This window comes from Picosynechococcus sp. PCC 73109 (assembly GCF_001521855.1).
Lineage (GTDB): Bacteria > Cyanobacteriota > Cyanobacteriia > Cyanobacteriales > MRBY01 > MRBY01.
The window spans coordinates 1,740,890-1,755,310 of the sequence record NZ_CP013998.1 but is presented as its reverse complement, the minus strand read 5'-3'; the positions used below and the strand labels follow the sequence as shown (position 1 = coordinate 1,755,310).

Sequence of the window (14,421 nt, the reverse complement as noted above, 5' to 3'; positions counted from 1 at the left end):
AAGGCCAGATTGTTGCAAAAGTAGAAAAGGGCGTTTATGATTGTCAATAAGCTGAACTTGTTGAAAAATATGCTGGTACCTTCCTACGACGTAAGCGCCCTCAAGACCGAACTCAATGCTAAAGGGTGGCGGTTAACGCCCCAGCGGGAAAAAATTCTCCGCACCTTTCTAAATTTGCCGAAGGGTGAACACCTCAGCGCTGAAGATTTGCACAATGAGTTATTAGAGCAACAGGAAAAAATTAGTCTCTCGACGGTGTACCGTAGCGTAAAACTCATGACTCGCATGGGCATTTTGCGGGAGCTGGAGCTAGCAGAAGGCCATAAGCATTATGAACTGAACCAGTCCCAGGCGCACCATCACCATTTAGTCTGTGTCCAGTGCAATAAAACCATTGAGTTTGAGGATGTCGCGATCAACAAACACAGCATCGCCCAATGCCAACAGCAGGGGTTCGAGTTACTCGATTGCCAGTTAACGATCACCACCATTTGTCCGGAGGCTCGCTTGATGGGTTGGCCCTCGGCACTCCCCCACGATTGGGTCTGTTCGCGGGAAAAAGCCCAAACCCACCTCCATTAATCGAGGCGATCACCTTTGACGGTAACATTGCAACCCCAATCGCCTTTGTTGGTGACGGAAAATTTAACGGTAGGCTACCAACGGCGGGCCTTACTTCAGGATTTGAATCTGGCGATCGCCCAGGGTCAGTTTGTTTGTTTAGTGGGCGCGAATGGATCGGGAAAATCCACCCTAATTCGGACATTGGCAGGTCTTGAAGCTCCCCAAGCAGGTCAAGTTTGGCTGAACGGTACACCACTGACGGCCCTCAATGCGGCCCAGCGTGCCCAACGCCTCAGCTTAGTTTTAACGGAACGGGTTGATCTCGCCTGGATGTCGGTTACGGAATTAGTTGCCTTGGGGCGTTATCCCTACACCGATTGGCAAGGGCGTTTGGGGCCAACGGATCGACAGCTTGTCCGGGAGGCGATCGCCGCCGTTGGTTTGACCAATCTCCAGGCCCAACCCCTGAACAATATTAGCGACGGGGAACGACAAAAAGCGATGATTGCGCGGGCCTTGGCCCAGGCGACGGATTTGATGTTGCTGGATGAACCGACGGCCTATCTCGATGTGCCCCGCCGGGTGGAAGTGATGCAACTGCTACGGTTTTTGGCGCACCAACAAGGACGCACCGTTTTGATGTCGACCCATGACCTCGATTTAGCTCTGCGGAGTGCGGATCAGCTCTGGCTGATTACCCCCAGCCAAAGGTTAGTGGTGGGGACACCGGAGGAGTTGGCCCTAGAGGGATATTTGGGGACAACCTTTAGTAGCGATCGCTTTTACTTTGATCAGATGAGTGGCCAGTTTCAATTGCAGTACCAGCGGCGATCGCCGATCCAATTTATGGGTCAAGGTTTGGCAGCCACTTGGACAGAACGTGCTTTAATGCGTCTGGGTTTTGAAGCGGTACAAACGCCTTGTCCATTGCGCCTCGATCTCCAGGAACAGCCGACCCGTTGGCTTTTGTCCCAGGGCGATCGCCAAATGCAATTCATGAGCCTTGGAGCACTCAGCGCCCATCTCCAAGCTTTACAATGGGAAGACTGTTGACCAAAGCAACCATGGCAGAGATCAAAATTCCCCAACGTGACATCCTTAGTCTTAATCTGGCCCCCCTGAAAACCCTGGTGCAATCGATTCTGCTCGATGAGGCCCTCGCAGACCATGAGCAAAAGTTTCAGTTAAAGATTGATTTTCCCCAGGAAGCGAATGATCCCCGTGAACTTTCAGAAATTCCAGAAATTCGTCTCTGGTTTGTGCGTCTTGATGCGATCTTTCCTTGGTTTCCGTTCCTCCTCGACTGGAAAGCAGGGGAATTAGGCCGTTATACGGCGATGCTCGTGCCCCATCAATTTCATCGCACCGAAGGGATTCAATATAACCCTGAAGCCCTCGAAATTTTTGTGATGAATAAAGTGTTTTGTCTCAGCGAAACTTTACCGAAATTCGGCATTCAACCCCAGTCACGGATAAAGGCGATCGCCCAATTATTAGGCTACGAACTAGACGACGACTTTTTAAATGATCTCAGCTAAATTAAATTCCCGCACCATCTAAATATTGTTGAATTTCTCGGTCAGACAAGCGACAGCTATCTTTGTGATTTTGACGACGGTGGGCTGTCACAAGATCCGGTTGCTGTTGACCTTGGAGAGTTTGGACTTGTTCTTCTAGGGCTTCAATGCGGTCTAAGAGGGTACGAATCACCGTTGCTTCCGAATCGGGTAGGCTGCCGTGTTCCAAAGGATTTACCTTGACCCCAGAACGATAGACGATCCGCCCCGGAATGCCGACTACTGTGCAATCCGAAGGCACATGGCGTAAAACCACTGATCCCGCCCCAATGCGCACATTATTCCCAATTTCAATATTGCCGAGTACCTTGGCTCCCCCACCAACGACGACATTTTCGCCGAGGGTAGGATGGCGTTTTCCACTCTCTTTCCCTGTACCGCCGAGGGTGACGCCTTGATAGATCAAGCAATAGTCGCCAACAATAGCCGTTTCACCGATGACAACGCCCATACCATGGTCAATAAAAACTCCGTGGCCAATGCGGGCACCTGGGTGAATTTCAATTCCCGTTAAAAAGCGGGCGATGTGGGAGAGAAACCGGGGGATAAACGGCAGACCAGAGCGATAGAGGGCATGGGAGACGCGATGAAACAACAGCGCTTGGAGGCCCGGATAGCAAAATAGAACTTCAAGCCAGTTACGCGCAGCGGGATCTCGTTCAAAAATGATGCGGAAGTCGGCGAAGAGGGTGGAGAGCATAATGAATTCTAATCAGAGCGATAATTCATGCCAAAGGTCAAGGCCATTTTCTATAGTATCCCTTGGTTGTTCTGCCTGGGGCAATTTTTTAGATTTCATCACCCAGGGAATATTTACTTTAGGCGTCCTGACCGCAAAATACTAATGATTAGCCACAATCCTAAAAGACTGGCCGCCGCAAACAAAATTTCATTCACAATCATTAACTGACGGTTCGGCGAAATGGTAATGATCGCGGCTCCCATGATTAATGACCCCACCACAATACTGAAGGATAGGCGATTGGCAGAGTCGTCAATGCTACGGCGCAGGCCATCGAGTTCCCGCAGGTTTAAATTCCACTGGAGGGTTTCTGAGCTGAGGCGGTCGAGAATCACGTCAATCTGGCGCGGCGATCGCAAAGAAATGGTTTTCAGATCGAGAACCGTGCGGAACATGGTCTGAAACGGGGTATCTCCCACCAATTGCCGCCGGAAAATATCAGTGATCAGCGGCTTAATCTCATCGAGTAAATTAACTTCTGGGTTAAAACTACGGGCGACTCCCTCCAAATTGGCAAGACTTTTGGCATACAAACCCAAATTTCCCGGCAGTTTGACTTTATTATTGCGGGCTACCTGCAAAATTTCATAGAACACCTCACTAAAATTTAACTGCGTTAAGCTCCGGTCGTAATATTTACGCAGCAGGCGATCATAGTTGGCTTCTAGGCGGGCTAAGTTCGTCGTGTGCGCCCCTTCGGATAGTTCTAGGGTCAACTGGGCACAGCTCTGGGCATCCATATCCACAATGGCCAGTAGCATCTCTGTTAGTAGTTTCTGGGTGCGCGGATCGAGGCGGCCAATCATCCCACAATCGATTAACGCCACCGTCTGACTATCGAGATAGAAAATATTACCGGGGTGGGGATCAGCATGGAAAAAACCATCCACAAAAATTTGCTGAAAAAAAGCCCGAAACAAAATTGTCGTGATTGCTTGACGTTGTTTTTCTGAAGTTACCTCCGCTTCCAGCAAGGGCTTGCCATCGAGCCATTCCATGACCAGCAACTTTTCGGTGGTCAGCTCCCAATAAATTTCTGGAATCGTCAGTTTTTGTTGATCGAACCAACTGCTTTTCGCTAAATTGCGCCGGAGCTGATCGGTATAACCTGCTTCAGTACGAAAATCGAGCTCCGCCTGGACGGCTTTGGTAAACTCTTTCGCGAGGGCAATCACATCATAATCTTGGCCAAATTCTGTGAGAGCAGCGAGTTCTGCAATTCCTTTAATAAGGGCAATGTCCTGGGCGACGATTTGATCAATACCTGGCCGTTGTACCTTCAGAGCGACAGCTTGACCACTCCGCAGAACCGCTCGGTGGATTTGAGCAATGGAACCCGCTGCAATGGGGTTGGGATTAATTTCTTGAAAAACATCTTCGAGGGGTTGGGAAAGTTGCTGACGAATGGTTTGCTCAATTTCAAACCAAGGCACTGTGGGGACTTTGGCTTGGAGGGCAGTGAGGGCCTCAATGTATTTCGGGGGCAGAAGATCGGGCCTAGTGCTCAGAAGCTGTCCGAGCTTGACATAAAAAGGCCCTAGCTCCACCAGAATATTGCGAAAAACTTCAGGGGGGGGGATCTGTGGTTTATCGGCTTTACCACCAGTCAGGAGACTCTTCATGAAGTCCCAACCATTACTGAAAACAATTTCAATAATTTCCCGCTGGCGTGAACTGCTCTGGGTCAGAGAAAAAACCATGGAACACCCAATGTAGAATTAGCTTGGTCTCTACTATACGTTAGTTTTTTTAGAGGGAAGCGCCTCCATCAAGTTACTCACTTGTCCCCAAAAATGCCTAGCCCAGACTTTACCTTGGGCCCCAGAACAAATGGCAGCAGATTTTTGTAAGTAGGTTATTGAACCGTTTGGTTACGCCAAAGTTCTGGATCGATCGCCACGCCATTGACATAGAGTCCCCAGTGGAGGTGAGGCCCGGTGGAAGCACCACTAGAACCGACGGTGCCGATCGTTTGACCTGCTTGGACAAAATCTCCTTCCTTGAGGTTGCTGGGAATACTGTTGAGGTGTAGGAAAACGCTAATGACGCCCTGGCCATGGTCAATACCGACGGTATTGCCGTGTACTTTAAAACCATTTTTCTCGAAGTCAATCAGGGCCACTTTACCAGGGGCAGGCACGACCACCGGGGAACCATAGCCTGCTGCGTAGTCAATGCCGCGATGGTAGTAATCTTGGGCAAAAACGCCATTGTAGTAGCGCCGTACGCCAAAAATCGTTGAAACGCGACCACTATTCGGCCGCAGGAAAGGGCCATTCCAATGTTTTGTGGGGGAGACGATAGCTTTGAGGGCGGCGACGCGGTCAAGTTCGTATTGGGTTGCAGGGCCAGAGCCACTGCCAGAAAGGGTAATGCGCTGGGTCGGGAAACGGCGGTCTTGGATCCAAACGGCGAGGTTGCGGGTTTCGTTGCCATCACTCACCTGGAGGAGGGTTTTGCCGTGGGATTCGAGGGGAGATGTCGGAATTAAAGCTCGGTAGCGATCGCCGGCCGGATCGAGGGGGAAAACGGGATAAGTATCAGCCTGGGTCGCGCCACTTTTGGTAAAGCGCACCGTTAAAGTATCGGCCTGTTGAGGATCGAGGGTACCGGGGGGATCAATGATTACGGCCATGCTCTCCCCAAGCTTGGGGCTGCTGGGATTGACTGTGACTTGGAGTTGCGGTTCGCTGGTGGCTGATTCTGAAAACCCCACAACTAGGGCAAGGCTGGCGAAGAGGGGGAGAAAACGGGGGAAAGAAACAGTCATGGTGAATTGCGTTAGATCAACAGATTAAAGGGACGGATCACAGACAAAAAAGTTTACCGATAGACCGATAGTTTAAGCTTTGACGTAGGCGATCGCCTGGCGAGGAATCATAAATTCCCTAGTGGAGCTGCGGTCTACGACACAAAGACAGTGGGGATCTTGCCATAAAATTTTGCCAATGATGACATCATTGGTAAGGAGTTTAATCTCCACTTCCCCCTTTACTTTGACGAAGCTCTGGATGCGACGCACACTCGGATAGCCCGTATTAAATTCTGTCATAATGGCGAATTAACTTTTATTGATTAGCTTAACCGACAAGTATGGTGCTGGAATTTACGAAATATCAAGGTCTGGGTAATGATTTTATTCTGCTGGATAATCGCCAGCAAACGACGCCCCTCGTTACCCCGGAGCAAGCCATTCAACTGTGCGATCGCCATTTTGGCATTGGTGCTGACGGTGTGATTTTCGCTCTGCCAGGCCAGGCTGGTGCCGACTATACCATGCGCATTTTTAATTCCGACGGCTCTGAACCGGAAATGTGCGGCAATGGGATTCGTTGTCTAGCCCGCTTCATTGACCACCTAGAGGGAGGAAATTCGCCCGGTAAAACCTACAGCATCCATACCCTAGCAGGCATGATTCGACCCCGTTTAGAAGCCGACGAACTGGTGCGGGTTGATATGGGTGAACCGATCCTCACAGCAACAGATATTCCCACTACCCTCAAAGACGGTAACGCTCAGGCGGTGAATCAACCCCTCGACGTCGCCGGAAAAACCTGGACGGTGACCTGTGTGAGCATGGGGAATCCCCACTGTATTACCTTTGTCGAAGATGTGGCGGCGATTGCCCTAGAGGTGATTGGTAAAGATTTTGAGCACCACCCGGCTTTTCCCCAACGGATTAATACTGAATTTATTGAAGTAGTCCGTCCCGACTACATCAAAATGCGGGTCTGGGAACGGGGCGCGGGAATTACCCTTGCCTGTGGGACAGGGGCCTGTGCGTCGGTGGTGGCTGGGGTCTTAACGGGCCATTGCGATCGCCTTTGTACCGTAGAACTACCGGGGGGCTGTCTCCAGATCGAATGGTCGGCGGCAGACAATCACATCTATATGACGGGGCCGGCGGCCATTAGCTTTCAGGGGCAGGTCACCCTTTAGGTGCTTGGGGCGATCGGCAAGCGAAACGAAAACGTCGATCCTTCCATCCAACGGCTTTCAATCTCTAGGGCAGTGCCCATCTGGTTGAGGTAAGTCTGACAGAGCAATAACCCCAGGCCAGTCCCTTTCTCATTGTCGGTGCCTGGGGCTGACAGTTGATAGCTATGGCTACGAATTTTTTTAAGGGTTTCGGGCTTCATTCCCAGCCCCGTATCCCGAACCCCCAATTCCACATATTGACCACTCCGGCGCGCGAACAAGGTGATCGTTTCACCGTGACGGGAATATTTCACCGCATTGCCCAGGAAATTACGCAGCACAACCCCGATAAGCTCTAAATTGCCTAGGACTTGTAATTGGGGTTCCAGCTCAACTTGTAAGGTCACATTTTTTCGTTGGGCGCAGTCCTGGCACCAGGGCAATACATGGTCGGCGATCGCCTCGACTTTGATCATCTCAATGGGAACCACTTCCGTCTGGAGTTGCTGCTGCGCCCATTGCAACATCTGCATCACCTTCATTTCCGTTTGGTCAAACTTGTTGCAGACTTCGGGAATTAAAATTTCTAGCTCCTCCGGTTCTAGGGCTTGGGCTGCCAAGAGTTCTATCACCGACCGGAAACTAATCAGGGGACTGCGCAGATCGTGGGACAACACCGCTAACAGTTGATCCTTGAGGTTATTGCTTCGATCTAGGGATTGTACTTGCACCGTGAGCAGCTTAATTTTGTTTTGCTTGCGTTTTAGATTACGGCGTAAACGGAGCAAATCTTCTACCTGGTGCGCCAGCATTTGCAGCAGTTCCCGTTCAGTGGCCGTCAATTTACGGGGTTGTTCATCAATTAAGCACAGGGTACCCAGGGGATAGCCGTCCCCAGAGCGGATGGGATGACCCGCATAGAAACGAATGTAGGGTTTTCCAGTAACAAGGGGATTGTCCCAAAAGCGTTCATCGGCCAAGGTATCCGGGATTTCAAAAATGTCTGCCTCTCGAATCGCATGGCCACAGAAGGAAACATTGCGGGGGGTTTCCGTTGCCGTTAAGCCGACCTTAGCCTTAAACCACTGCCGACAATCATCCACAAGGGAAATCAGAACGATTTTGACCCCAAACAGTCGCGCCGCGAGGTTGACAATGCGATTAAATTCAGGCTCCTGGGGGGTATCTAAAAGATCCTGTTGGAACAATGATTTGAGACGTTCTGCTTCATGGGGCAAAGGTTCGGGGGTTCGCATCACTTCAGGATTTCCTTACTGCTGTGAAAAGATTATTTTCTCTCTCCAAGGTACCCAAACTAGAAATATTTTGTGCGCCCCTGAAACCTCAAAGGAGCCCTCAAATCAAGTCTCTGTCGCTAGGGGATCACTTTGGCTCAATTTTTAAATGACCTTTAGAGGGTCGCAAAGGCTGGGGCGATCGCCAAATTACTGGTGACCGTTTGCACATCATCAAGGGCTTCGATCGTTTCGATCATTTTGAGGATCGTTTGGATTTGTGTTTCGTCGGTGAGGTTCATTTCTGTCTCCGGGAACCAGCGCAACTCCGCCTCTTTTACCGTAAAGCCTGCATCCTGCAAGGTTTGGTTGAGGTGTTCTAGGTTCTCAACGGCACTGAGGACTTCCACCTCATCGCTGTCTTCGATGGCACTATAGCCTTCTGCTTCGCCAATTAAGGAAGCTTCTAGTAGGGCTTCTTCGTCGATCTCCCCCGTGAGCGTCACCACCCCTTTGTGGCTAAACATCCAGCTCACACAACCCGTTTCTCCCAAATTGCCACCATTTTTACTAAAAGCAGAACGTAAATCCGCCGCTGTGCGGTTGCGGTTGTCGGTGAGGGCTTCGATCAAAATCGCCACGCCCCCGGCCCCATAGCCTTCGTAACGGATTTCTTCGTAATTGGCTTCGCCATCATTATAGGTACCCGCTCCCTTGGCGATCGCCCGTTCGATATTTTCATTGGGGATACCCGCAGCCTTTGCCTTTTCAATGGCAGTACGGAGTTGAAAATTCCCCGCTGGATCAGGGAGACCATGGCGCGCCGCAACAATGATCGCCCGGGATAACTGAGTAAACGTTTTCCCCTTCTTGGCATCAACCCGTGCCTTTTGTCGTTTAATATTTGCCCACTTACTATGTCCAGCCATGGTGAATGCTCAAATCAAATCATCACTGTTGCTTTCTTCTTAAACCATAACAGGCCACCAATACACAGCAAATTTTGAACCTGTCAGTAAAACTTTACCTTAGGTAATCCACCCGAAAGATTAGGTTATCCTGATTGTAATTGACAATTCCTGTATTTTTTGACCAGCGTTGGATGGGGGCACCAGTGAGCAACAACAGTCATAATGAAGCGCATAACTATCAAGATTCTGAGTTTGAAGACGAACTCCTAGAACTGTTTGAAGACCTCGACGCAGAAACCTCTGCCCCCCCAGCGACCGATTTTCCCAAGGAGATCGATCCGAAAGTTTCATTTATCAGCTTCGCAAATAACTTTGAAGAACTTTTAGCCTTCGAGGAAGTGACCTCCCCCCAGTCCCAAACGCCTCTGCAAGCCTCGTCCCAAAACGAAGCAGACCTCGAAGCCGATTTAGAAGCTCTCCTCCAAGATACTGATCCCAACCAACCCTCCGAAACAGAAACTTACGCCACCGAGAGCGAACCTTATTTTCCCCTCGAAGACCCCGTTTCCCCGCCCATCAAACGCCCCAAGGCCATTTCCTCCCAGATCTCCCCGGTCACCAACGGTCAGATCACCTACTACCCTCCCCTAGAGGATCTCGGTCAATACCTAGAAGTGTCATCAAGCTCGTCGGCCAACTCTGTTGACTGGCAAGCCCTCACTCAACTCATTGAACAAACTCCGAGCGCTCCTAGCCCTAGTCCCTCCCCCAAAAAACGCCCCCAAATTGCCATTTCCAAACAGACGGACTTTGGTGAATTAGAAGCCCTGCTCCAACAAGCAGACACCATGGGAGGGCCTCCCATTACTACCACCAGCGGCCCTAGTACAAATCGTCAACGCTCCCAAAAGGTCAACAGCTTTGAGCAGACCATGCGGATTCCCGTCAAGCAACTCGATAACCTCAGTAACTTGATGGGAGAACTCGTTGTCAACCGCAATACCCTCGAACAAAGCCAAGAAAAACTCCGGCAATTCCTCGATAATCTCACGGGCCAAGTGCAACGGCTCAATGACATTGGTAGCCAGATGCAAGATCTTTATGAACGTTCTCTCCTGGAGCGTTCCCTGCTGGCCAGTCGTGGTCAAAGTAGTGAATATCACTTTCCCCCAGGTTTCACCGATAAGGCGGATGCCCCCGGTCGCCATCGTTCCCAAGAATATGACCCCCTAGAAATGGATCAGTTCACCGGCTTTCACCTCCTCTCCCAGGAGATGATTGAACTGATTGTGCGGGTGCGAGAATCTTCTTCGGATATCGAATTTCTAGTCGATGACAATGAACAAGTTGCCCGTAATCTCCGGCAGGTCAGTACGCAGCTCCAGGAAGGCTTGACTAAATCACGGATGATTCCCTTCGCCCAAGCAGCCGATCGCCTGGTGCGCCCCGTCCGAGAAATTTCCCTCAAACTCAATAAGCGAGCCTCCCTCAATGTCGAAGGTCGAGAAGTGCTCATTGATAAAATGATCCTAGAGCAGCTCTATGATCCCCTGACTCACCTGATCAACAACGCCATTACCCATGGGATCGAGTCCCCGGAAGTACGCCTCAGTAAGGGTAAGCCTGCGGCGGGGGTTGTCTCCCTCAAAGCCTATATTCAGGGGAATCAAATTGTGATTGCCATTGCCGATGATGGTGCGGGGATGGATTCTGAAGCCCTCGTCCACAAAGCCCTCGAAAAAAACCTGATTACCCCTGATCAATTATCGGATCTCAGTCAACAGGATATTTATGATTTTATTTTCCATCCTGGCTTTACCACCAAGGCGCAGGCCGATGACTTTTCTGGTCGGGGGGTTGGCATGGATGTGGTCCGCACGGCCCTCGGTAGTATTCGAGGCACGATTACCATTGACTCCGCCCTGGGTAAAGGTACAACGTTTACCATCCGGCTACCTCTCACCCTTAATATCTGCCGCGCTTTATTTTGTCTCAATCGCCACGCCCGCATTGCTCTGCCCATGGATGGGGTTGAAGATATGCAGACCTACACCCTCGACCAAGTGGAACAGGAAGGCCGCAGACGTTATATTCGCTGGCGAGATTCTCGATTGCGGGTGTATCCCCTCAGTAATCTATTGACGCTCCAACGACAAATTGGGCGGGGCTCAATTTATGGAGGAGTTGGGGATCCTGACCAAATTCCCGTTGTGATCCTGCGCAGTGCGGGAAATCTCCTGGCGATTCAGGTGGATCAGGTGCTAGGGGAACAGGAAATCGTGATTAAACAGATCGAGGGACCGATTCCGAAACCAGCGGCGATCGCCGGGGCGACAGTCCTGGGGGATGGCACGGTCATGCCTGTGGTTGATGTGTTAGAGCTGATTGAACTTGCGGCCCAGGGACGGGTCAGGGCCAAGGCTACCACCTGGCAAGATAACCCGGCCTTACACTTGCTCGTGCCAGAGATGGTACAAACAGAACCCATTGTGTTGATTGTGGATGATTCGATCACAGTGCGCGAACTCCTCTCGATGAGTTTCACAAAGGCTGGCTATCGGGTTGAGCAGGCCCGGGACGGCCAGGAAGCTTGGGAAAAACTGCGGGGAGGCTTACCCTGTGAACTGGTCTTTTGCGATATTGAGATGCCGCGCATGGATGGCTTGGAGCTATTATCTCGCATTCAAAAAGACCCGAATTTAGAAAAAATTCCGGTGGCCATGCTGACATCAAGGGGGGCCGATCGCCACCGACAAATGGCCGCTGAACTGGGGGCGAGTGCCTATTTCACGAAACCCTATTTGGAAGAAGTGCTGTTGGATGCGGCCCAAAAAATGCGCCAAGGGGACGTGTTACTGCCGGGCAGTACGAAACAGCCCACGGTCTCGGAGCCTGGGGACGGGATGGGTGATTTTGAACCCCTAGATGATGCGTCGGTAAAAATAACGGCCCCAAGGATTTTGATTGTGGATGATTCGGTGACGGTGCGAGAATTGTTAGCCATTACCTTCCAAAAGGCAGGCTACCATGTGGAGCGGGCCCGGGATGGTGAAGAGGCTCTAGAGCAGTTGTTGGAAAATCCCGATTTTAGTTTGGTGTTCTGTGATATTGAGATGCCGCGTCTAGATGGTTTAGCGTTGCTCGAAGAAATTCAACAATATCCTGAATTAGCCCATATTCCCATTGCGATGTTGACCTCGCGCGGGGCCGGACGACATCGGAAAATTGCGGCGGACCGGGGGGCAAAGGCCTATTTTACAAAGCCCTATGTGGAAGATCATTTGCTAGAAGCAGCGGCCCGGTTAATGGCTGGGGAAATTTTACTGGACGAAAATGGTAAGGTGGTGGCGTAACTTTGGGCTGGCGATCGCCGTCTATATTTTCATCAATTGTTTTAGGTGTCAGGGGACTCGCCATGGTGCGCAGTGCTAAATTTCAGGGGCAGTGGCTCGGATTGGGGCTATGGATCGGACTTGGACTATGGGGGCCGGGGGCTTTGCCCGGTAATGCCGTTGAGATCGAAGTGGGCATTGTCCAACGATTCGGAGAAGAGCAAAACGATACTTTGACCATCTCCAGTCTGCCGGGCGATCGCCTTGAGGTGGACATTATCAGCGGCGGCCAACAACAAACGCTCCAGACCAATCAAGTCACCCTGGAGGTCGCCCAGCAATCCTTGTCCCAGGCGGAATTAGCGGAATATATCGTCCTCAGTGACCAAGGTACCTTTGAGACGGCAGAGGACAGCGCAAAATTTTGGCGTTCCCTCGGCATTGAAGTAGAAATCACCCAACCCGGTCGCTGGCAAGTGTGGGCGAAACGGGATGTCTACCAAACGCCCCTCCTCCGGCGGTTGTTGCTCCAGGAATTAAAAGCGAAGGGTTACACCACCCCTTATCTCAGTTCGACGGTGCGCACCGAAAAGGCGATCGCCTCCTTTGTGGTGGGGGGGTACCGGTACAATCGGGCCAATGTGACGATCCGTTCGCGCAACGGTTTGTTTAATGTCCAAGAAGACGGCGGCCCAGAAAGTCGCTTTGCCGGGGAACTGAGGCTCCAGCCGAACGCCTACGGTACTTTTACCCTTGTTAATGACGTCGATATTGAGGTGTATTTACGGGGTGTTGTGCCCCACGAAATTGGCCCCAATGCCCCTGATAATGCCGTCGAAGCCCAGACAATCATTGCCCGCACCTACGCTCTACGCAATTTACGGCGTTTTGAAGCTGATGATTACGAACTCTGTGCCACGATCCATTGCCAAGTTTATAAAGGTCTCCAGGGCACTAGTCCCCGCATTGACCAGGCGATCGCCCGCACCAAAGGTTTAGTGCTCACCTACAACAATGAATTAGTCGATGCCCTGTATTCTTCCACTACCGGGGGAGTGACGGCCTCCTTTAGTGATGTGTGGGACGGAGCAGAGCGACCTTATCTCAAAGCCGTGATTGATTCTCCGAATCCGGTTTGGGATTTAAAAGGCAACTCCCTCGCTGATGAACAAGCGTTTCGGAAATTTATCGCTCTCAACCAAGGCTTTAATGAAACGGGCCGCACGGTATTCCGTTGGGAAAGATCCGCCACTCTCCAGGAATTAGCCACGACTCTACAAACCTATCTAGAGCGCACCCAAAATCCCCTCGCGGGCATCCAAACGGTACAAAAATTAGAGATTAAGCGGCGATCGCCTTCGGGTCGTGTCCTGGAGTTGGATGTCACCACCGACCGGGGCATTGTCAAACTCCTGAAAAATGAGATTCGCAGTGCCCTGGGGCCGCCCCGCAGTACCCTGTTTTACCTACAACCCAACCTCAATCCCCAAAATCAACTCACGGGCTATACCTTTGTGGGCGGTGGGTTCGGCCATGGGGTCGGCATGAGTCAATATGGCTCCTACAATCTCGCTAACTTGGGCTGGTCAGCAGCGCGGATCCTCCAGTTTTACTATCCTGGCACAACCCTCCAGCCCTTAGATGAGTCCATTGTCTTTTGGCGAGAAACCCCCTAGAGATAGGTGGCCACGGCGCGTAAAGAGTCAGGGATGGCGATCGCCTCAGGAAATTCTAAAGTTGTTTCCGAACTGCCGAGGTACCCGGAGGTGGTAAAGGCCATCAACATCCGCCCTAAAGCAACCCACACCACCCGATCAAATTCCCAATCTCCCTGGCGCGGCGTATAGCAAGCAATGGATTTCAACGCCCAAAAATAACTATTGCGCACCACCGAGCCGCCTTTTTTGTAGGGGGGCAGATCATCTTGGTGAATACAGAGAATGTCATCCTGGAGAGCTACAACACGCATAAACACTGATCGGCGAAACACACACAGGCCCATTTTAAATCACCGCAAAATTCTCAAGGTCAAACCGAGCCGCTGCATCGGTTAATTTCTGTGATAAACAATTCGTGAAATTTCTGCTAATTTCTTGGGGGCGATCGCAATTGTAGTGTTGCGAGCAAGGGGTAAAATATGAC

Annotated in this window: 13 protein-coding genes; 6 read left to right on the top strand and 7 right to left on the bottom strand. The window is 51.1% G+C overall.

The features are described 5' to 3' along the window. Positions 1-69: 69 nt before the first annotated feature. The 3 genes from AWQ23_RS08445 to AWQ23_RS08435 are packed head-to-tail and all read left to right on the top strand — an operon-like array spanning position 70 to position 2,102. Complete coding sequence (locus AWQ23_RS08445) at positions 70-582, top strand: Fur family transcriptional regulator (protein ID WP_030006969.1); 513 nt, start codon at positions 70-72, stop codon at positions 580-582. Between the two features lie 15 nt (positions 583-597). Next, the gene (locus tag AWQ23_RS08440; protein ID WP_062434372.1) at positions 598-1,617 is read left to right on the top strand and encodes an ABC transporter ATP-binding protein; all 1,020 of its coding nucleotides are present in this window, start codon (positions 598-600) and stop codon (positions 1,615-1,617) included. Positions 1,618-1,628: 11 nt separating this feature from the next. After that, positions 1,629-2,102 carry a CRR6 family NdhI maturation factor gene (locus AWQ23_RS08435; protein ID WP_062436603.1) on the top strand — a complete coding sequence of 158 codons (474 nt, stop codon included), beginning with the start codon at positions 1,629-1,631 and terminating at the stop codon, positions 2,100-2,102. A gap of 1 nt (position 2,103) precedes the next feature. Here the strand turns inward: AWQ23_RS08435 and cysE are convergent, their stop codons facing one another. The 4 genes from cysE to AWQ23_RS08415 form a co-directional block, all read right to left on the bottom strand. Beyond that, positions 2,104-2,841 (bottom strand): serine O-acetyltransferase, encoded by a 738-nt coding sequence (cysE, locus tag AWQ23_RS08430; protein WP_012307259.1) that lies wholly within the window; start codon positions 2,839-2,841, stop codon positions 2,104-2,106. Between the two features lie 113 nt (positions 2,842-2,954). After that, on the bottom strand, positions 2,955-4,583 hold the full coding sequence (locus tag AWQ23_RS08425; RefSeq protein WP_062434369.1) for an AarF/ABC1/UbiB kinase family protein: 1,629 nt from the start codon (positions 4,581-4,583) through the stop codon (positions 2,955-2,957). Between the two features lie 155 nt (positions 4,584-4,738). Next, complete coding sequence (locus tag AWQ23_RS08420; protein WP_062434366.1) at positions 4,739-5,653, bottom strand: M23 family metallopeptidase; 915 nt, start codon at positions 5,651-5,653, stop codon at positions 4,739-4,741. Between the two features lie 72 nt (positions 5,654-5,725). After that, on the bottom strand, positions 5,726-5,935 hold the full coding sequence (locus AWQ23_RS08415) for an Hfq-related RNA-binding protein (RefSeq protein ID WP_062434363.1): 210 nt from the start codon (positions 5,933-5,935) through the stop codon (positions 5,726-5,728). Between the two features lie 41 nt (positions 5,936-5,976). Between AWQ23_RS08415 and dapF the strand changes: the two genes are divergently transcribed. Beyond that, entirely contained in the window at positions 5,977-6,822 is an 846-nt protein-coding gene (dapF, locus tag AWQ23_RS08410) for a diaminopimelate epimerase (protein WP_062434360.1), read from the top strand. On the opposite strand, the gene AWQ23_RS08405 is transcribed toward dapF, so the two are convergent. Continuing rightward, the gene (locus tag AWQ23_RS08405; RefSeq protein ID WP_062434357.1) at positions 6,819-8,057 is read right to left on the bottom strand and encodes a GAF domain-containing sensor histidine kinase; all 1,239 of its coding nucleotides are present in this window, start codon (positions 8,055-8,057) and stop codon (positions 6,819-6,821) included. The two genes, dapF and AWQ23_RS08405, sit on opposite strands and share 4 nt — an antisense overlap. Positions 8,058-8,212: 155 nt before the next feature. Next, complete coding sequence (locus AWQ23_RS08400; RefSeq protein ID WP_062434355.1) at positions 8,213-8,965, bottom strand: YebC/PmpR family DNA-binding transcriptional regulator; 753 nt, start codon at positions 8,963-8,965, stop codon at positions 8,213-8,215. A 173-nt stretch (positions 8,966-9,138) separates the two neighbouring features. Here AWQ23_RS08400 and AWQ23_RS08395 point away from each other — a divergent pair, with 173 nt between their 5' ends. Together AWQ23_RS08395 and AWQ23_RS08390 are read left to right on the top strand one after the other, a co-directional pair. Further along, positions 9,139-12,300, top strand: a complete 3,162-nt coding sequence (locus AWQ23_RS08395) for a hybrid sensor histidine kinase/response regulator (protein ID WP_232309000.1) — start codon at positions 9,139-9,141, stop codon at positions 12,298-12,300. Positions 12,301-12,362: 62 nt separating this feature from the next. After that, complete coding sequence (locus tag AWQ23_RS08390) at positions 12,363-13,955, top strand: SpoIID/LytB domain-containing protein (RefSeq protein ID WP_062434352.1); 1,593 nt, start codon at positions 12,363-12,365, stop codon at positions 13,953-13,955. Here AWQ23_RS08390 and AWQ23_RS08385 read toward each other — a convergent pair. After that, the gene (locus AWQ23_RS08385) at positions 13,952-14,248 is read right to left on the bottom strand and encodes a hypothetical protein (protein WP_030006981.1); all 297 of its coding nucleotides are present in this window, start codon (positions 14,246-14,248) and stop codon (positions 13,952-13,954) included. The genes AWQ23_RS08390 and AWQ23_RS08385 overlap by 4 nt on opposite strands. Positions 14,249-14,421 lie beyond the last annotated feature (173 nt).

What these genes read in the sequence shown, in the direction of transcription:
- AWQ23_RS08420 (WP_062434366.1), bottom strand. Translation starts at nt 5,653, where the DNA reads ATGACTGTTTCTTTCCCCCGTTTTCTCCCCCTCTTCGCCAGCCTTGCC.
- AWQ23_RS08400 (WP_062434355.1), bottom strand. Translation starts at nt 8,965, where the DNA reads ATGGCTGGACATAGTAAGTGGGCAAATATTAAACGACAAAAGGCACGG.
- cysE (WP_012307259.1), bottom strand. Translation starts at nt 2,841, where the DNA reads ATGCTCTCCACCCTCTTCGCCGACTTCCGCATCATTTTTGAACGAGAT.
- AWQ23_RS08435 (WP_062436603.1), top strand. Translation starts at nt 1,629, where the DNA reads ATGGCAGAGATCAAAATTCCCCAACGTGACATCCTTAGTCTTAATCTG.
- AWQ23_RS08415 (WP_062434363.1), bottom strand. Translation starts at nt 5,935, where the DNA reads ATGACAGAATTTAATACGGGCTATCCGAGTGTGCGTCGCATCCAGAGC.
- AWQ23_RS08390 (WP_062434352.1), top strand. Translation starts at nt 12,363, where the DNA reads ATGGTGCGCAGTGCTAAATTTCAGGGGCAGTGGCTCGGATTGGGGCTA.
- dapF (WP_062434360.1), top strand. Translation starts at nt 5,977, where the DNA reads ATGGTGCTGGAATTTACGAAATATCAAGGTCTGGGTAATGATTTTATT.
- AWQ23_RS08445 (WP_030006969.1), top strand. Translation starts at nt 70, where the DNA reads ATGCTGGTACCTTCCTACGACGTAAGCGCCCTCAAGACCGAACTCAAT.
- AWQ23_RS08425 (WP_062434369.1), bottom strand. Translation starts at nt 4,583, where the DNA reads ATGGTTTTTTCTCTGACCCAGAGCAGTTCACGCCAGCGGGAAATTATT.
- AWQ23_RS08395 (WP_232309000.1), top strand. Translation starts at nt 9,139, where the DNA reads ATGGGGGCACCAGTGAGCAACAACAGTCATAATGAAGCGCATAACTAT.
- AWQ23_RS08405 (WP_062434357.1), bottom strand. Translation starts at nt 8,057, where the DNA reads ATGCGAACCCCCGAACCTTTGCCCCATGAAGCAGAACGTCTCAAATCA.
- AWQ23_RS08385 (WP_030006981.1), bottom strand. Translation starts at nt 14,248, where the DNA reads ATGCGTGTTGTAGCTCTCCAGGATGACATTCTCTGTATTCACCAAGAT.